The following is an 18,334-nucleotide window of genomic DNA, read 5'->3' as shown; positions in this document are numbered from 1 at the left end:
TAATACAGTAGAATCCTTTGATTTTGAGCAAAATAAATGGTCTTATGAGGCTAGCTTAAAGCAAGCTAGAAGTGGGGCTGGAGCTGTAACATTAGGTGGACAAATTTACGTTATCGGAGGAAGTCGGAGTACAGCGACTAATGCCCCGGTTAATACAATAGAAATATTCGGAAAGGAAAATAGTACCACACCAGAGCCGACACCAACTCCCGAACCAACCGATCCATCTCAACCAACTGGGGATCGTGCAATCTTGGTAGTCACCATGACAACTGGTTTAGAGAAGGAATTTGATTTGAGTATGAAAGAGGTCAATGACTTTATTGCTTGGTATGAGGGCAAACAGGCCGGATCTGGATCGGCTTCATACGCAATCAACAAGCACAATAACAATAGAGGTCCATTCAGCATCCGGAAGGACTATATGCTATATGATCGTATCCTTACGTTTGAAGTAAGTGAATACTCTAAATAAAAAGCAAAAGCTCTGCTAACCTTAATTGGTCGGCAGTATCTGTTCAACAGATTATTAGGGGGAATATTTGTGAAGATCGGTTTTACTAAGAAATTTGGTATTTTGTTTGGAGTTCTTCTGTTTGTAATAGTTACGTTTTTAAACTCACATTCTTATGCAGCTTCAGTAGGGGAGAGGCTTTCTGAAAAAGAAGCAGGATGGGAACGTTATGATGATGGAAATAAGGGTATTAAGTACCTCGGATCGTGGATAGATCATCATTCTGGGGATGAATACAACAGCACTTCAATATATACGAGCCAATCGGGAGCGCAGATTAAGTTCTCATTCTATGGAACAAAACTGAGACTGATTGGTACAAGATATCTAGATAGGCCAAATAATGTGCAAATAACAATAGATAATATTAATGAAGTTTTTTCTCAAAATGGACCGTTTTCAAGACAAAATCTATCATTTGAAAAAACAGGACTATCGGAAGGAAGGCATAATGTAACAATTACTGTTCCACAGCTTTCCGGTTACTATGATTTGGATGCAATCGATATTGATGAGAATGGAAAATTATTGGATGTTAATACTGCTACTAATCTCAAAGCAACAGCTGGAGACAGTCAGGTTTCTTTAAAATGGGATCAGATTGACAATGCAGATAGCTATACAGTCAAATACGGAACAGAATCCGGCAAATACACTGAAACAGTAACAGCTACAAAGGATGCCTATGGCAACTTCGTTATTCCGGGCTTGACCGATGGAACGAAATACTACTTTGTTGTGAGTGCTAAGGTCAATGGCGCGGATTCTGAATACTCCAATGAAGCATCAGTGACTCCACAAGGAGGTGGAGGGGGAAAATCTGATCCTGAACAAGCTTCAGGAAACCGTGCAATTCTGGTAGTTACCATGACAAACGGTTTGGAAAAAGAATTCGATCTAAGCATGAAAGAGGTTAACGACTTTATCTCATGGTATGAGAGTAAGCAGGCCGGATCTGGATCGGCTTCATATGCCATAAATAAACACGATAATAATAAAGGCCCATTCAGCAGCCGTAAGGACTACATGCTGTATGATCGTATCCTGACGTTTGAAGTAAGTGAATACTCTAAATAAATCCAATCTCTGCTAGCTTTATACAAGTTAGCGGAGGTTTTGCTGTGTTTTGAATGAACTTCGATTAGGAGAGTAAAGAGGACATACGGGCCGGGCTGCTTGAGTTGGAGAGAGACAACTACATCTTGTGGGAAGACAAGACCAACCTTCGGGATATCGTCATTCTGGAGGGCTGGGACAGACAACAGAAGGTTACCATGCCAACAGGAGACGGAGAGAGATACTTTAGAGAGTATTAAAGTATCTGTCGCGTACTTGTTATCTCGACTATTTTCTTCTACCAAATCTTCTACCGAAATACGGATATTTATACTACCTACGGGAACCTTATTTCTAATAGAGCGGGCTGTAGGAACCTTGTAAAGCTTACCAAAACCCTATTTCAACGCACTCGTAATGCGTAGGTCGGGGGTTCAATTCCCTTCACCAGTCCTTGCAAACGCAAGCTCAGCGCGGCTTCCATACTTTTTGGAGGTCGTGCTTTTCTGTTGGATTGTGCGTTTTGTTGAGTTTAATAAAAAAAGCAAAGCCCCGAAGGGCTTGCTTGATTAAAAATTATTGATTTTCTTTCGAGAGAAAGGAAGCTGCTATCAGTTTAGTATTGCTATAACCACCAGAAACATTTTCATAGTAAAAAATTGGAAATAGGAACTCCAATAACCGAAGCAGCATCACCTTCAAAAATGTCCCCGCTTGCTCCTGGATACACAGCCATGACGGTATTATCGTTTTCATCGTTATATATAAACGACGGCCATTGTCCCAGCAGCAGTATTATCATCTTCTATGTCTATTATATCCCCGCGTATTTGTACAAATTTATTTAGGTATAAACTCAGGTTCTTATTTAGGTGTTTTGTTGTTATAGATTTGTCTACTAGACCAATGACTTTGCTTCGATCTGTAGAAGGAAATAAGTTGCTGTTTTTAACAATAAAATCATAAGAAGATTGTTCAATAGAAGCCTGGTTTTCTGTTAAACCGGGTGTTCCAAGTTTCACAATTTCAGCAAATAAGTGTTACTTATCCGGAACTTGATTATTAGTAGAAGTTGAAGTTTGCTGAACGGTTTATTCAGCGTCCGTAGTTTGTTCTGCTTCTGAAGCAGTGCTGGTAGTCTGTTCAGTAGTGGAGGTTAAACCTGAAGACTCAGACTCTGTACTCGCTGCTTGTTTAGTATTGTTTCGAGCTACAGAAAATAGAGCGATGTTTGTATAGAAATTTTTTTATCATGATGAATTCTCCTGCTAGTATCCCCATCGGTTGAGGTAGTTGCTCGTTTTACCTTGTTATACTTTTGAGTTTTCCCTAATATCCGGAATGTGGATGGTATCAAAAAAATAAATATTTTATTTTTTTCGTTTATGCTAATATATCCCTAATCAATTACATTAGAAAAGGGGATATATTGTGCACCATGACAGGGAATTAAAGCTTACAGAAACAAATATTGCAAAAGGTATTGCTGTAATACTGCTTTTAATTCATCATCTCTTTGCTTTTCCTGACAGACTAAAGTATGACTATGTCTCATTATTTAGTTTATTTCATGAGCGAGGAGAGTTCTATGTAGGGCATTTTGGTCAAATAGCAATTACTATTTTTTTATTTTTAAGCGGTTACGGATTATATAAAAGTAATGTTCAAAATCCAGATCATTTAATAAAAAAAAGCTACACGAGATTAAAAAAGATAATGATTAATTACTGGGTTGTGTTTCTGCTTTTCATTCCTGTGGGGCTATATTTCTTTGGAAACTCCGATAGATTTCAAAATAATTCAATAATGGATTTTTTGCGGAATTTTATAGCGTTATCAAGTTCATACAATGGTGAGTGGTGGTTTTTGTATGATTACATTTTACTACTGCTCATTTTTCCAGTTACCTTCCAGGCTTTTCAACGTAACGCATGGGTAACTTTATTGATTGCCGGTCTTGTTTTTTATAATTCATATTCACAAGGAAATTATTACAGTATTATGTATTGGCAATTGCCGTTTATGATGGGATTGTTTTTTGCTAAATATAAATTGTATTCATGGATTAGCAAAATTTATAATTTCATCATATTCAATAACATCATATTTGATATCATCATTATTGTAGTGTTATTTCGCTTTCGTACTACTAGTCAGCTATTTGAGAAGACGACGATTGATATGATAATCGCCCCTTTATTTATTCTTGTCAGCATTCATCTAATGAGCAAATTAAAACTAACCAAAGTTTTTGCTTACTTAGGTAAAAGCTCCATGAATATTTGGTTAACCCACACCTTTTTTTGTTACTATTATTTTCAGAATATCGTTTTTCTGCCTAGAGTATCTATTTTGATCTTGTTATGGTTAGTTTTGTTAACAGTTCTTACTTCTATTATAGTGAACAGCATAATTACTATTATTAATAACAAATTATACAGTAAATATATTGATTTAAGTTCAAACCATGTGGGAAGGCAAGTGTAGACTTTGCAATCCTTTGATCTGGAACAGTAATGTACAGCGCAACAGTCTAGGTATTATTTATGAGGTTAGAGTAAATGTAAAGAAGGACTTCATTCGCACGTGGCTGATATGAAGTCCTTTTTAATGTTTATTTAGTTGAATACGCGCTTACTTCAAATGTAAGGATTTTATTGAATATTAGGGGATACCTGCCTTCGGCGCTTTATAATTCTACGTCTGAGAAAAGCGGAGTAGACAAATAACGCTCGCCTGTATCAGGTAATATGACCACGATCGTCTTGCCTTTGTTTTCTGGAAGTTTCGCAATTTGTGTTGCTGCATAAACCGCAGCCCCAGAAGAAATACCAACGAGCAGCCCTTCTGTTTTGGCAAGCAGGCGTGCAGTTTCAAACGCATCTTCGTTTTTAACTTTGAAAACCTCATCCACATATTCTTCATTAAAATTATTTGGAATGAAACCAGCACCTAGCCCTTGTAGTTGATGTGAACCTGGAGTACCGCCAGACAGCACTGGTGAATCGAACGGTTCGACGGCTATCACTTTTACAGAAGGTTTTCGTTCCTTCAATACTTGGCCAACGCCCGAAATAGTTCCACCTGTACCAACGCCCGCGATAAAAATATCTACACCGCCGTCCGTATCATGCCAGATTTCCACAGCAGTAGTTTTGCGATGAATTTCTGGATTGACAGGATTGATGAACTGTTGTGGTATGAAAGAGTTTGGTGTTTCGGCAGCCAAGAGCTCAGCGCGCTTGATAGCGCCTCTCATCCCCTCGGATCCCGGTGTTAACACAAGCTCGGCACCGAACGCAGTCAAAAGCTTGCGACGTTCGATACTAAACGTTTCAGGAAGTGTAATTATAAGTTTATATCCAAGAGCCGCAGCTGCAAATGCAAGTCCGATTCCAGTATTGCCACTTGTCGGCTCGATAATAACGGAGTCTTTATTAATTAAGCCTTTCTCCTCAGCATCTTTAATCATAGCATATCCAATGCGGTCCTTAACGCTACCAGCAGGATTAAAATATTCTAACTTTGCTACCACGTTTGCCTCAATATTTTGGATTTGGCTATAGTTCAACAGTGCTAACAAAGGAGTATTTCCAATTAAATCTGTCAAATTTCGGTGAATTTTAGTCAAAATTATCCCTCCAAACAATTAATTCATATCCACTTACTATGATATAGATATTATCACGAATATTTCTTCATAACCATGTCCTGTAATTCATAGTGCGGAGCGGGAATGGATGGAGACAGTTTAAGCCTAAAGTGGCTACTCATAAAAAAGTAGTCCAGGCTTATTCAGAACCAGGAGAGTCACTAAGAATGTATACCGTGTATCATTTTTTAATTTCGGAATAATTATCACATTAATCCTTCTGCTCTTATTATTGGGGACAAATTGGGGACAGACTGTGGGTCAAACGATAGATTACAGTCCAAATAAGAACATAATACGAACATTTTTTTCCGAAACCCCCGCTCATGGTTTGCGCTGAAGATACCTTGAAACTGTATACTGTGTCCCAACCCTTCTTGAATTTCTTTCATGCTGATTCCATTGGCAAGCAAGAGACTGGCACAACTATGACGCAGATCATGGTAACGAATCCGACGCATTCCATGTTTCTTTAACGTTCTGGTGAAGTTCTGCTGTCCACTTTGTCCGACTACTTCACTTCTTTGGTAATCCATAAAAGGCAGCCAGAATGATTGCCAGCTTAATGAATTCGCCCTTTACTTTTTCAAAAAGTAAATTAATCCTGATTGTTGTAAAAGCTGCCGACAAATTCATTCTTTTTGGGCCGTTCAATCTTATCTGCTGGATTGGTGTCGATTAGATCCGTTTTGAGCGCGTACTGCAATGCTGTGCGAATATTGGCGTGATAGTGGATGACTGTGTTGGTTGTTACACTATTTTCATTGAGCTCATACTGATAATAATCCTGAATGTGACAAGGTAGTATTCCAGCAACAAAGGGCCATCCTCAACTAAATCTGGAGTGGTTCTTCTTCGATAACTTCTTCAGTTACTGTTTCTTTCTCATAGCGTATGGGCATCGTTGAATTATATGTAAATGGATAAAATTATCTTCCTTCCTCGGAACAAGATGAGCGGCTTCAATGGCATTATCCAACACATTAGAACTCCCATATATAACATATCAACAAGTGCTAAAAGTGAAATTCGTGAAATCATGGTCTTACTACAAATAGTAGTTTCATGATCACCCGTTAATAATTTTATCGGAAAATTCTGATATTTTGAGATGCGCGATAGCGACTGTTTGGGTTGAGTTTCGCCTTCACTTCATGCTTTCCATAACCCAATGGGTATCCATTTCGGCTTCCAACATCTCCTGAATCGTTTCTGCAAATGAATCCTTTACGGCACTTTCTTAAATGTAACAAATGGAAAGGCTGCTTGAATGATCAGCCTTTCGCCTTAATCTATTTCTTCTATCTACCCCACACCATATTCCACATCCGTCTGCGGTGGTAAGGGTTCTGGGGATCTACGCTGCAGTCCATCAGCCATTGTGCCGCATTTTCTCTTTCAGCTGGTGACACCGGTACACCCATACATTCGGAGAGTCGATCAATCATACTGCAGCAGCCATGGTAGCATTTTAAATCCTCATATTTCTGGGAACGTAAAATGCCGCACACCTTGTGGAAACATCGTGGGTCCATCATCCTACGGCGGAATGTTCCCATTAAACGGGGATCAAGTTGGGACATGCTTGTTGTCTCCTTTCACATATGCTCCATTCTCGTCTGTAGCCGGAGTTATAGGTTAAAAACTACTTTTTATCGGCTTGAAGACGAGTTAGTATAGCATATGCGGATCGAATACAAGGTACAGGGTGTATACCTGTAATCCAGGAAAATGGGGCATTTTAGCAGCCTTTATACTTCTGTTCATAGTGACTGAGCGTGAGCAGGGGCCAGATCCGCGGATAACTGTGATACTGGATATAGAAATGCCCCGGAAGACCCGCTCCGGTCGGATATGTTACCCGCTTGCTACCTTCCTCTTGATTCCAGTCGATCAGCAGGGAGGTGGCTTCTTTGATTTCCTTTACAGGTGTATCATGCACCGCAATCAGCAGATCCAGCGCCCATGCGGTGTGAACGACCGTGGAGTAAGGAGCTGCAATGTAGGTTTTCGCTACATCACTCTTGCAGGACTCCCCCCAGCCACCATCCGGCTGTCTCATGTGGAGCAGCCAGTCCACTGCTTGTTGAATCGCGGGATGCTCCGCTGATAAACCTACTGCTCTTAGTCCTGTTACGGCAGCCCATGTCCCATACAGATACGATACTCCCCAGCGGCCATACCAGGATCCATCCCGCTGCTGCCGCTTTAGCAGCCAGCGCACTCCTGCCTGTACCCGCGGATGATTCGTTGTCAGCTTCACATGACTCCCCAAAAACTCCAAAGTCCTCCCCGTCACATCCGCCGCTGAAGGATCAAACGCCGTATCTTCGAAGTTCTCTACTGCAAACAGACGAGTCATGAAGGAAGTGCTGTTCCGCTCAAAAGCGGCCCAGCCACCGTCATCATTTTGCCTGCGGAATAAGTACTGTACTCCTTTTTTCCATGACTCAAGACTGTCTGCGCGATAAGACGTATACCGTGTCAGCGCCCGCAGCACCGCCTGCGTATCATCCACATCGGGGTTCGCCTTGTTGCTTTCGGAGAATCCCCAGCCGCCTGTCATGTGCAGCAGAGAGCCTTCTGCCTGCTCCTTCTTCTCTGTATGCTGAAGCGACAGCAGATACGCTGCTGCCCGCTGTACGGTATCATCTCCTGCTGAAAGCCCGGCCTCCTGCAGCGTGTAGGAAGCAAGCGCCGTATCCCATACGGTGGAAGGAGAGTTCTGAATATGCATCCCCCCGTCATCCGTCTTCGTTACAAAAGAAAGCAGCCCCTTCATTGCATGAGAGATTACAGGCGAGTCCGGCTGATAGCCGATCGCCAGCAGCGCATAGATCATAAAAAAAGTGGCACTTGCATAGCTGTACAGCGTCCCGTCCCTTTCAATATGCTCCAGTATAAAACTCTCGGCCTTTTGGATGGAATGGTTTGACCTTTTTCCTTGCAAACCGCAAGGGTTCCGGTTTCGTTTTTTCGCGGACCGTCTGTGGCCGTGGCTCTGATGATGCAGCTTAGTATACTTCGGCGTGGTGTAGAGATGGGAAATGTCTGCGCCAGAAGGATGCGGTAGGGTGAATTTGAGGTGCCCCAGAATGAGAATCGGGGCGAAATGAGTCCTGACGTACGAGCTCCAGCGGTAAAAGCTAAATGGAATCCATTTTGGGAGATCGATCAAAAATAGAGGCATCGGAAAATACGCAGGCCACGGATACAGGTCGTTCAAGGCCAGCATAAACTTAGTGGAGACATGTGCCTTCTCGACTCCGCCGCTGCGGAGAATATAATCCTTGGCCCGTTTCATCGGTGGTGCATCCCGCTCCAGATAACCGGATAACAACAGTGCGGTATACGCCTCTATTGTGGAGGATAGGTGGCCATCATCGTCATTGTACTGTTTCCATTCGCCTTGATCCGCCTGCTTATGCACCAAGCGCTGGGCCAGCTTCGAAAGGAGTTCTTGTTCTTCGGGATACAGGGAGCTGATGAGAATCATCATACTGGCATCCGTCATCGGCCCTGTTTCAAAGTCATATCTCCATGACCCATCTTCCTGCTGTTCCGACTGAATCCGGGTCATATAACGGTTGATCTCAGCTTGTACTTTCTCCAGCAATTCCATAAGCGTTTCACCTCCTACTTTGGTTTGCTGTATAAGGAATAACAGCATTGTTGTTCGTGATGCTCTTATCGTATGTAGGGGATTCGTTATTGGTGGAGGTGTATACCTAAAGAACTGTTTAAATTAAGGCTCAACATTGAAATCCGTTCTTGGTAAAATAAACTACCCCCAAAGCGGTGATTATGGATTTAGCCCAAGCTTACCGTACCTGGACCAGCGAGTGTTTTCCTTGTGCCTTGCGAATTGCGGAACTGACTCGACACATTGCTGAACTACTCTCCGCTGCTTCGTAGCGTTTGGGGATGGAAAGAGGTGGGACAAGAAATCGTGAACTGTCATCACTGTCGCTGGACGAATGTTGATAACCGAAACTATTACAAGACTGGTATTTTAGTCGATTGCAATCGCTTTCAACTCAGGGGAGGATTTGTCAAGAATCGATTTTAAGGTTGAGCCATAAAACAGGAGACTTCTTCATATTTAAAGAAATGAAAAAGCTCAAGTGGTATCTTCACTTAAGCTTTAACGGGCTAGATAGAAAATCGAGAACGACTATCAAGGAAGTCTACAAGGATTGCTGACGTTGTCTTTTCATTCGTCAACACAGGCTTAGATAGTCTGTAGCTGCAAATTTTAATAAATAAATGCACGAGAAATAATAACCAACAGAATGAATAGTACGAGTATGGCACCTGTATTTGTAAACATGCCAGCACAGCTACAACTACAACTACAACTTCCCATTCCACCCAGTTCTCCCATCGCGATTTTCCTCCCTTCGCCGATTATGCTAAATTGTATGAGTGTAAACGACTAGTGGATTGGACTCTTTTAAAAAACCGCAAATCCCTTAAGGTCCTTGTCTACGGAAATGGATGTGGATAAGGATTAAGCTCCTGCGGATTCAGCCTGTGAGTTGCGTAACCCAGCTTCATCGGTACATCCAGTACCCTATTCAGGCCAATGAGCCGGGTAAGATGATGTCCGAATGTCATGGATAACATTCCCGGTATGAGCACCTTTACACAACGTAGTCCGTTGCGGAGTGTCTCACTTGATGACTGGTCAACTACAATGACATCCATCTGCAAATTGCGGAAAACTTGAAGAATTTGTTTTAAATCCTCTGTTAAATCTTCTTGCCACGGCAGTGAATGAAACTCTTCTGCAAAAGTACGGACAGGGTTCCGTTCGTCTAATAAGAAGTGAAGCCGTTCCTCTGCCTGTGGCAAGCTATAGAGCAAGGAGTGATCTTCCATATGCTGCACAAGGAACGAGTCATCAAGCATAGCTTCGGCTTCTAGTCTTCGTTCCTTCCATCTCTTTTCAGCCGTCACGATCATACCCGCCAGCTCATGTATGGCGCTCTTGGCCGCCCGGATTGGATCGAGATGAGCTCCAGCAGAACAGATGAGGTTCACGTTGTGTTCCGCCCTTCCTTTTGCCAGTGCCCATATGCTCGGAATTCCGTTTTCCATCGTGGTATTGTATAAGCTCACTTCATAACCCGTAACCGCTCTTAAACGTTGGATCATCAAGATCAGCTCCGAATCTCCCGATGAACCATAGTCAAGCCGCGGAACCTGTAGTCTTGCATACCAGGTCAACAGAAAGGAATCTCTCTCAACCACCTCGAAAATCCCATATAAGATGGCCTCCTCTAAGCTTCCTCCTACCGCACACCCGTTGGAGTTTTCATATACAAAGCCCCCTCCATCACCCAGACTGTAATAAGCCAACAGTTTGGGAACCAGAATCGGACGTGCCTCTAGAAACGAATATCCCCAGACCCATTCCATTGGAGAATCAGGATCATACGGGATGAAAGGAATATCAGGTTGTTCGAATTGCTCCTCTGCATGAAGCCCTACCGTAGACGGATCCAGCGCAGTAGCCTTAAGATGGGAATAGCTGCCCCGCACGATCGTTCGTTTGCCACGTGGAGTTACACCACAATAACGCTCCAGCCCTTCTAACATCCCCGCGAGCTCGCTATCCACATATGAGTGTGAACGCCCCCCCGTGATCTCATCGTAAAAGCCTAAAGGAAGATTTATAGCAGCACTGGCAAAGGCTGAGGCGAGACCCCACTTCTTATCATTAAAGATTCCGGTACGACTGTCCCAATAATCTCTGAGCAGAACCTTCTTCAAATCACTCATCGAACGGCAGCGGTAGCTGTTGCTCCGTTTTAGGCACTTCTGTAATGATATCTCCGCTAATTCCGCGGAATCATCCGGCAACTCCCCGCAAACCGAGCAAGTCCCAATTGGCAGGACATAATGGATTGTGCTGCTTAAATTACTCAAGTTGATCACATAGAGATGTTCTTTCGTATTCGCTCTGTCGCCCCGCAGCACCTTATCCGTTTCCGCTGAGATAATATGAGCCATATAACTAGCTCCCGCTGGCGATATTTCAGCAGTATAACGGGGAACATAATCATCAGACACGAGCTTCATAAACAAATCCTCGACTTCTTTGCGATTGCTCCCCGCCAAAGATAACCGTGCTTCTGCACATTGGAAGCATCCAGTCGATCCCGGAACAATTAGCGGCCCTACGATTCCTTCTCCCAAGGATACATAGGCACATAACCAAGGAATACCACGCGGTCGCAGCATCTGTTCAGCTTCAAAATAATAGGAGGAGTTATCCTCTTCCTGCAGCACCAATACCAAGTCTACAGTGGGTATATCTTCACTGAAGTCCTTTCTTCGGACAAGCAAGAGCCTGGACAGACGCTTACACACGGCGTCGGCAAGCATCCCCTCCCCAATAATAGCGACAGTATTCAAGGGGATTCCTCCTCTCCAAGAACTGATCCATATGCTACAAAGGGCCCTTTGCCCCACAAAGATTCGCTGTGCAGTTCAAACACTTCAAGACGCTTATGGTTCTGATTCAGAGTCTCGATGGCTGATAACATCAAAAAGCTATAGCTTAGAGCCACGCCATCGGAAATTGTAATGTCTTGCACTTCATGATCCTTCCAAAGGACAAGAGAAACCGCGATGTGCTCGGTCTTACTCAACGCCTTCTGCAGGGATTGGCGAAGTGCAAGCGTGAAACTAAGATCTACGCTGCCATACCACGAGGAATCCGAATAGACCCACACTGTCGGAAAACCAAGCAATGGCTCACCTACTGCAATAAGAGATTCCCCCTCTAGGATGGTTAACGCTTGTAAATAATACAGACAACGGACATCTTCGATGTGCGGGCATGCTATACGATGAACAACAATCGGCTCATCAGACAAAATCCGCTTGCCTAACTCTTTAGTTAAACAAGCCCTAACCCCCCGTCCGACGGCTTCAGTTATATCGCACCCTGCTCCGATGCTGATTTCTTCCTGCTGATGTGGAGGCAAGCCGGCAAACAGCAGCGGGATTATGCGGGCCACATAAGCTTCTAGCCCTGCCAATCCCGACTCTCGCCGAGCCTCTACATGCGTTAGTCCACTTCGGACAATGGTCGGCAAAAGATGTACAGGCCCTTTTGACAAGGGGTCTGCAGGCTGAACAAGACACTGTGCCAGCGGAAGCTGAATTAAGTCCGCCTCTTCCCATGCATGAAAAATGCCTGTTACCGTAGAAGTCAGTTGGTTGAAGGCAGTAAACCATAACTCCGGGCTTACCTGTTCATGATTTATTCTTAGGTTAAGCGCCATATTTTTCACCGGACGGGCTGTGCCATACCCGGATACTAAAGGATGGGATAGAAAAGAATGCCAGCTTCCAGTTAACGTGACAGGGTCAAGTAAAAAGCATTGATTTCTATAGTCCAATTCATGCTTATCCGTAATCGCTTTATGCCATTCATGGACAATAAGATTCGATAAGATGCCTGCGGCCGCAGTGGAGAAGACCTCCGGCGTTCGTTTCTCAGGAAAGACGGACGAATGAATTCGCAGCCATGCCGACTCCCAGTGTCCGTCCCCGTCAGGATGCAGCAGCGGGCCTGCCATTCCCATTCCTCTTATCGCGATGGCAGGGAGCATCTGTTTCCTTTCTGTTATACAAGCATGCTGAACACTTCGAAGCTCTTCCAATTCGCCATGCTCCGAAACATACAAAACAAATTGAAAAGGTCGAACGATTGCCCTCCAATCCAGCTCCTCATCTCCTGCTGCAGCAATAATATTTAACGTGGTCTCGGTCTCACTGCCTAGAGCATGTTCGCAAAGTTCCGTAAGTTTTCCCGTGTCTGTTGTTTCCTTGTTTGTTACATAAACCGTGAGTTTGGACAAACCGGATTCATACCATGATTCAGCAAGCGAGAGCAGGATTCGGCCGGAACCGACCGCAAGCGCACCTTCCTCCTGTAGAGACATCTTGACAACTCCTTTCCCTACTTTGTGAAGCTTAAATGAACTATTCAAGCTGGTCAAAACCCTGGTTTTCACGAACGACAAAATTCATTTTAAAGATATGTGGCTTGCTGTTTCTCTATGTCTATTTTCCTCGTCGGACAATGGTATGCTTGAATGCTTCCCACGGTAATTCAAATCAAAATTAAATACCAAGAAACACATGTTTTGCAGCTGAGGGGCTACAGGATCCGGCACATTATGGGCTTTTGCCTGAAAGATTAGAAAGGCTAGCGGATTTAAGCTTTCAGTTACTTGACATCAATACTCAGAATGCTATAATAAGGAAATCGAATTTAGACCCTGCGGTAGCTGACTATCGTAAGAATACTTTTCTGGTCCTTTGGCATAGAACACAAGTAACGAATAAATAAGCTGGCTCCGGATGAGGGGTCAGCTTTATTTGTTTGGACAAAAAAATTACATTTTTCAAGATCTACATATCGAGAGGAGACGGGAGTTGTGTTTGGGAATGATTGGGATAATGTGCTGCGGGAAGAGGTTGAAAAGCCATACTTTAATGATTTGAGGTACACACTAGCCCGTGAATACAAGATACACAAAGTATATCCTCCAAAAGAAGATTTATTTTCAGCACTCAAATTAACGCCGTATCATCTGACTAAAGCAGTTATATTGGGACAGGACCCTTATCATGGCGAGGGACAAGCCCACGGTCTGAGTTTTTCCGTTAGACCTGGTGTGCGTACACCGCCGTCTCTGCAAAATATTTACAAAGAGATACACGATGATATCGGCACTCCTATTTCGAATCAGGGCTACCTTGTTCCCTGGGCCGAGCAGGGTGTGCTGCTGCTGAACAATGTGCTGACTGTACGTGAAGGACAGCCGCAATCTCATCAGGGAATCGGCTGGGAACGTTTTACGGATGCGGTTATAGAAGCCATTAATGAACGCGAGCAGCCGGCAGTGTTTATTTTATGGGGAAGCCATGCTCAGAAAAAAGCAAGCTTCGTAAATACGAGCAAGCATTTGGTGCTGAAATCGAGTCATCCGAGCCCGCTCGCGGCTCACCGGGGCTTTTTTGGGAGCAGGCCCTTTTCGCGTACCAATGCCTTTTTGCAGGAGCATGGAATGGAACCAATTCGGTGGGAGATTCCTAGCCGTTAGCACTGGAGGTGGGGACATGCATCAATGGAAGGGACGTCAGGTCATCTTATATCACGGCAATAACGGTCGTATCCAAAAGGTGCGCGGCACGCTCGAAAAATGGGATGATATACGCAAATACGTTATTTTAGGCCCGAAAATGCTGGCTATTCCTTTTGAACATGTTGCGTATATTACCATGCTTCCTCCGGGGCGTGAGCGTAGGAGCCGCCATCCGGCGAAGCTGAACCCCATTGGCTATGTGATGAGCGACCCATTGCAATTTGATAATTCCATTTATTTCCAATCGGCAGTAACCGTTTGGAAGGATGACCAGTTGATTGCTTACAATGTAAAGCTGGCTAGTCATACGGATTGCAATGTTGTGCTCGAGGATGGACAAACCTTGTCAAAGGAAGGACATTTGTTCGTGGTGAGGTCGCTGCGCGGAGAACTTTAACTGTTATATTCCACCTTTTTTTGTTGAAGGGTTCAATTTAGTGTGTTGCTTACCGATAAAAGGTAAAGGGCCGTAATAACACCCTATTTATAAAGATGAAACCAAGGGAGAGAAACGAATGAAGAGTATGAGCAAACGGAGTACCTTCTTACTTGCTTTGCTGATGTTTGTATTTGCAGCATGGCCAGCAGGTTTGATCAGGGCTGAAGAGAGCACGTCTTACACAGTGGAGTGGGACAGTCAAAATCCCACTACAGTCAATCTGGGTGGGAACCCCGCGCAATTAAAAGTGTGGGCTGTGTCCAAAGATGATAAGAAGGATGTAACACAAAATGCTGAATGGATCTCCGGGGATTCTGGTATTTTAAAGGTAGAAAAGGGACTTATCACTCCAGTATCCAAAGGGCAGACCAAAGTTACCGCTACATATGAAAATCGGATAGTTGCGACGACCATTACCGTAAAATCGCCTTACAGCAAGCTGCAACTAAATCCGTCGGGTCCGTTGGATCTGACTATTGGCGGAGAATCAAAGCAATTGACGGCTCAAGGTGTGCTTAGCGGAGGCGGGACGGAAAATGCGTCCGGTGTGGAATGGACCTCCACGAATTCCACCGTTGCTACCGTAGAAGGTGGGCTTGTTCGTCCTCTTGCCAAAGGCGTGGCCTACATTAAGGCGAGCAAGGATGGACTTACAGCGCAAGCTATTGTTTATGTGCGTTCCTCATCCCAGGCATTGACATTAAGCGAATCTGGGTCCAAATCGGTCTTTTTGGGTAGCTCCCCCATTCAGATCACAGCAACGGATGTGAGCCTGACAGGCACCAAAACCGATGTAACCAACACGGTAGAATGGACCTCGTCCAATCCGCTGGTTGCCACGGTAGAACAAGGCAAAGTCACTCCGAAGGATGCGGGAAACTCGACGATTACAGCGTCTTATCACGGTTTGAGCAAGACGTTGAAGATTAATGTACTGCCGACGGTTGAAAAGCTGGAATCGAGCAAAGCCAGTCTGACTCTTGAGACCGGCAGCAAAACTTCTTTTCCGACGATCTCTGCGTATTTGACCACTGGAGCCAAAAAAGCAGTTCAGTCTGATGTGAAATGGAGCTTAAGCAGCGAAAGTGTAGTCAAAATAGCCAATGGCAAGCTGGTTGCAGTGAACCCGGGCAGTGCAACATTGACCGCTACAGTAGGTGCAATCAAGCTGGATATTCCGGTGACTGTGCAATACAAAGTGCTCAAGCTGACCGCTTCTGAAAAGAATTATGTACTGGTTGCAGGACAAGAAGCGAGTCTTCCGACAATCAAGGCCCAAATGGCTGGTGGCGGAACACTTGATGTTACGAATCAGGTAAGCTGGGAAGCTACAACAGCCGCAGTTACAGTAGGCAACGGTAAAGTTAAAGCAGTAAGTAGCGGCAATTCAGGCATTAAAGCAATGTATATGAATAAATTCGTGAAAGTGCCTGTCGTGGTAGAGGGAGCTATTTCTACATTGACACCAGACTTTACGAGTGCTGATATGAATTTGAAGGGAAGCAAGTCCGTCAAAGTCATCGGCATATTTACAGATGGTAAAAAAGCTACGCTGAGCAACAAAGTAAAGTGGACAACATCTAATGCGTCCGTAGCGGTAGTAAAAGGCACATCCATTAAGGCAGTTGGCATTGGAACCGCAACGATTACGGGCACATACCAAGATAAGTCGTTTAATGTGGAAATCAAGGTCACGCCGAAGCTGCTCAAGCTGGTATTGAGTAACAATAACCTTAAGCTTCCTAAAGGCTCATCCCAAATACTTAGCGTGAATGCAGTTTATGATTCAGGCGCTGCTGCCAATGTGACAAGCTCTGCGGTATGGGAATCTTCCAAGCCATCGATTGTACAGGTTACAGGTGGACAGGTGAGGGCAATCGAATCTGGAAGTTCCAGTATCAAGGTGGCCTACGGTGGGAAGACCGTTACGACATCTGTCAGAGTGCTAAAATAAAGCTCGACCCTACCATATCGGCTTATACCCAAATAACCCCTGGTCTAGTGACCGGGGGTTATTTTCAGCTTACTCTACGCCGTCCTGATAATGGTTTTTCCAATTCTTATCGCCCTTATGAGCGAAGTCTTCAACCGTCTTTTCCAGAGTAGCTACCAATTGGGCTTTAATCTCGGAAATCGTATCGCGGAACAGTCTTTCTTCCGTACCATTGATTTTTTCACCATATAAAGCCTGAGCCGCTACAAATTGACGATGCTGTTCCACAAAATGATCAATCGAATGAAGCGCATGCTCCACATAGTGCGAAATGCAATGATGCTCGTTAGGCAGTTGCAATTTTAGTTCGTGAACTCTATTGAGTAATGTCATGATGATCACCTCGACATGCTTTTATATGTCAATAATTATACATGATTTTCGCGAAAATTCCATTAAATTTTGATTAAAATGTGACTTTTATCATGTCATGATTGCATTTTTCATTGGTGATCAACCCTGAGTTTTCGAATGGATTTGCATACTGCCTTTGTACCGTGAATTCAAAATTTAAAATATATAATATGGAGATGATGCAGCGTGTGCTGCGACAACCGTCTTTCCGCCATGGTATAATGGTGAAAAGCCCATCGGAAAGGTTGTCAGTATAGTATGAAGCTTTTTAAAGGTTTATTTTGGGGATTTTTGATCAGTCTTCTCCTGTGGTCTGCCTTGTTTGGGCTTGTCCGCTGGATGTCACATTAATTCGTATTTGTATGTTAGACGATAACTCTTGAGACCGTGTCCACGTCATGAACTGAAATCGTATATACGTGTTCGCCATCATAAAGCTTGAATTGCTGGTCTTCTTCGTCAGACAGGAGCTCAGGCCAGCCAATAACGGTACTTCCATCACGTAACCGGATTACAACAGCTTGCTTGAGGCTCACGGCCAGTTTGATCTCATCGTTCATCTTGCAACCTCCTCTCTTATTTTATTTGTCGTCGGTTATTTACGCTTTTTTTAGAGTCAGTAAGGGGTTACAAAAAATAAAGTCTAGGGATTCCCTACTTAAAGGGTTATCCACTGGAATATTTGAAGGGAAGAGGGATTTTGAAGAAAAAGCTGTCAAGTTTGATATCTATAGTGCTATTAGCCGTGGGTGTGTATTGGTTAAAAGGTACCGGTCTTCCTACGAAAACACCCGAAGAGAACCCGCCCTCATCGGCAATGATTACGCTGCAATTTCCAACAGAACGTTATCCTCAAACGGCGCAGCATATCAAGGAAGCGATACGGTCGGGAAAATCCGCAATCTGCACAATTGACCGTGAAGGAGCCGAGCAAAATCGCAAGCATTCACTTGCAAGTGTTCCGACTCGTAAAGGATACGATCGGGACGAATGGCCAATGGCTATGTGCGAAGAAGGCGGCAAAAGTGCAAATGTCAAATACATAGCCCCTAAGGACAATCGTGGGGCAGGATCATGGGTCAGTCACCAACTGGATGAGTATGAAGATGGAACTCGTGTAAAATTTGTCATCAAATAAAAATGCTATGAATTCGTATCG

At 43.9% G+C, this 18,334-nt stretch carries 17 protein-coding genes, 1 tRNA gene and 2 pseudogenes; 10 read left to right on the top strand and 10 right to left on the bottom strand.

The genetic code is table 11. The features are described 5' to 3' along the window. The 4 genes and pseudogenes from JO375_RS10925 to JO375_RS10915 all read left to right on the top strand — a co-directional run. Nucleotides 1-475, top strand: a pseudogene (locus JO375_RS10925) (Kelch repeat-containing protein); the annotation flags it as partial. Nucleotides 476-544: 69 nt separating this feature from the next. Then, a complete protein-coding gene (locus JO375_RS10920; protein WP_229524496.1) occupies nucleotides 545-1,591 on the top strand; it encodes a fibronectin type III domain-containing protein in 1,047 nt (348 codons plus the stop codon). Between the two features lie 104 nt (nucleotides 1,592-1,695). After that, nucleotides 1,696-1,830, top strand: coding sequence for a hypothetical protein (locus JO375_RS24530; protein WP_267497687.1), 135 nt, complete (start codon nucleotides 1,696-1,698; stop codon nucleotides 1,828-1,830). A gap of 104 nt (nucleotides 1,831-1,934) precedes the next feature. Further along, nucleotides 1,935-2,025: transfer RNA gene (locus JO375_RS10915), tRNA-Thr, on the top strand. Nucleotides 2,026-2,328: 303 nt separating this feature from the next. Here the strand turns inward: JO375_RS10915 and JO375_RS10910 are convergent. After that, on the bottom strand, nucleotides 2,329-2,592 hold the full coding sequence (locus JO375_RS10910; RefSeq protein ID WP_229524495.1) for a hypothetical protein: 264 nt from the start codon (nucleotides 2,590-2,592) through the stop codon (nucleotides 2,329-2,331). A gap of 409 nt (nucleotides 2,593-3,001) precedes the next feature. On the opposite strand from JO375_RS10910, the gene JO375_RS10905 reads away from it, so the two are divergent. Beyond that, complete coding sequence (locus tag JO375_RS10905; protein WP_229524494.1) at nucleotides 3,002-4,057, top strand: acyltransferase family protein; 1,056 nt, start codon at nucleotides 3,002-3,004, stop codon at nucleotides 4,055-4,057. A 202-nt stretch (nucleotides 4,058-4,259) separates the two neighbouring features. Here the strand turns inward: JO375_RS10905 and cysK are convergent, their stop codons facing one another. The 4 genes from cysK to JO375_RS10890 form a co-directional block, all read right to left on the bottom strand. After that, a complete protein-coding gene (cysK, locus tag JO375_RS10900) occupies nucleotides 4,260-5,201 on the bottom strand; it encodes a cysteine synthase A (protein ID WP_229524493.1) in 942 nt (313 codons plus the stop codon). 227 nt (nucleotides 5,202-5,428) lie between these two features. Beyond that, nucleotides 5,429-5,683, bottom strand: coding sequence for a tyrosine-type recombinase/integrase (locus JO375_RS10895; protein ID WP_407672821.1), 255 nt, complete (start codon nucleotides 5,681-5,683; stop codon nucleotides 5,429-5,431). Between the two features lie 137 nt (nucleotides 5,684-5,820). After that, nucleotides 5,821-5,958 carry a hypothetical protein gene (locus JO375_RS25005; RefSeq protein WP_407672820.1) on the bottom strand — a complete coding sequence of 46 codons (138 nt, stop codon included), beginning with the start codon at nucleotides 5,956-5,958 and terminating at the stop codon, nucleotides 5,821-5,823. Nucleotides 5,959-6,963: 1,005 nt separating this feature from the next. Next, nucleotides 6,964-8,844 (bottom strand): terpene cyclase/mutase family protein, encoded by a 1,881-nt coding sequence (locus JO375_RS10890; protein ID WP_229524491.1) that lies wholly within the window; start codon nucleotides 8,842-8,844, stop codon nucleotides 6,964-6,966. 167 nt (nucleotides 8,845-9,011) lie between these two features. On the opposite strand from JO375_RS10890, the pseudogene JO375_RS25225 reads away from it, so the two are divergent. Beyond that, nucleotides 9,012-9,291, top strand: a pseudogene (locus JO375_RS25225) (hypothetical protein); the annotation flags it as partial. Between the two features lie 186 nt (nucleotides 9,292-9,477). Here JO375_RS25225 and JO375_RS10885 read toward each other — a convergent pair. The 3 genes from JO375_RS10885 to JO375_RS10875 form a co-directional block, all read right to left on the bottom strand. Next, a complete protein-coding gene (locus tag JO375_RS10885) occupies nucleotides 9,478-9,606 on the bottom strand; it encodes a YjcZ family sporulation protein (RefSeq protein ID WP_377530440.1) in 129 nt (42 codons plus the stop codon). 101 nt (nucleotides 9,607-9,707) lie between these two features. After that, nucleotides 9,708-11,642 carry a TOMM precursor leader peptide-binding protein gene (locus JO375_RS10880; RefSeq protein WP_229524490.1) on the bottom strand — a complete coding sequence of 645 codons (1,935 nt, stop codon included), beginning with the start codon at nucleotides 11,640-11,642 and terminating at the stop codon, nucleotides 9,708-9,710. Beyond that, nucleotides 11,639-13,180 (bottom strand): hypothetical protein, encoded by a 1,542-nt coding sequence (locus tag JO375_RS10875; RefSeq protein ID WP_229524489.1) that lies wholly within the window; start codon nucleotides 13,178-13,180, stop codon nucleotides 11,639-11,641. Before JO375_RS10875 ends, JO375_RS10880 begins: the two co-directional genes overlap by 4 nt. A gap of 498 nt (nucleotides 13,181-13,678) precedes the next feature. Here JO375_RS10875 and JO375_RS10870 point away from each other — a divergent pair, with 498 nt between their 5' ends. The 3 genes from JO375_RS10870 (at nucleotide 13,679) to JO375_RS10860 (ending at nucleotide 16,782) form a co-directional block, all read left to right on the top strand. Next, nucleotides 13,679-14,347 carry a uracil-DNA glycosylase gene (locus JO375_RS10870; protein ID WP_229524488.1) on the top strand — a complete coding sequence of 223 codons (669 nt, stop codon included), beginning with the start codon at nucleotides 13,679-13,681 and terminating at the stop codon, nucleotides 14,345-14,347. Between the two features lie 16 nt (nucleotides 14,348-14,363). Continuing rightward, complete coding sequence (locus JO375_RS10865; RefSeq protein ID WP_229524487.1) at nucleotides 14,364-14,786, top strand: hypothetical protein; 423 nt, start codon at nucleotides 14,364-14,366, stop codon at nucleotides 14,784-14,786. A 118-nt stretch (nucleotides 14,787-14,904) separates the two neighbouring features. After that, nucleotides 14,905-16,782, top strand: a complete 1,878-nt coding sequence (locus JO375_RS10860) for an Ig-like domain-containing protein (protein ID WP_229524486.1) — start codon at nucleotides 14,905-14,907, stop codon at nucleotides 16,780-16,782. A gap of 69 nt (nucleotides 16,783-16,851) precedes the next feature. Here the strand turns inward: JO375_RS10860 and JO375_RS10855 are convergent, their stop codons facing one another. Beyond that, nucleotides 16,852-17,154 carry a hypothetical protein gene (locus JO375_RS10855; RefSeq protein ID WP_229524485.1) on the bottom strand — a complete coding sequence of 101 codons (303 nt, stop codon included), beginning with the start codon at nucleotides 17,152-17,154 and terminating at the stop codon, nucleotides 16,852-16,854. Nucleotides 17,155-17,540: 386 nt separating this feature from the next. Continuing rightward, a complete protein-coding gene (locus JO375_RS10850; RefSeq protein WP_229524484.1) occupies nucleotides 17,541-17,735 on the bottom strand; it encodes a hypothetical protein in 195 nt (64 codons plus the stop codon). A gap of 140 nt (nucleotides 17,736-17,875) precedes the next feature. Here JO375_RS10850 and JO375_RS10845 point away from each other — a divergent pair, with 140 nt between their 5' ends. Continuing rightward, nucleotides 17,876-18,313: a NucA/NucB deoxyribonuclease domain-containing protein gene (locus JO375_RS10845; protein WP_229524483.1), complete on the top strand. Its 438-nt coding sequence runs from the start codon at nucleotides 17,876-17,878 to the stop codon at nucleotides 18,311-18,313. The last annotated feature ends 21 nt before the right edge of the window (nucleotides 18,314-18,334 follow it).

Origin of the sequence: Paenibacillus farraposensis (assembly GCF_020736845.1) — a bacterium.
Taxonomy (GTDB): Bacteria; Bacillota; Bacilli; order Paenibacillales; family Paenibacillaceae; genus Paenibacillus; species Paenibacillus farraposensis.
Note: the sequence above shows the minus strand (reverse complement) of the source record. Positions and strands in the feature narration are given on the sequence as shown.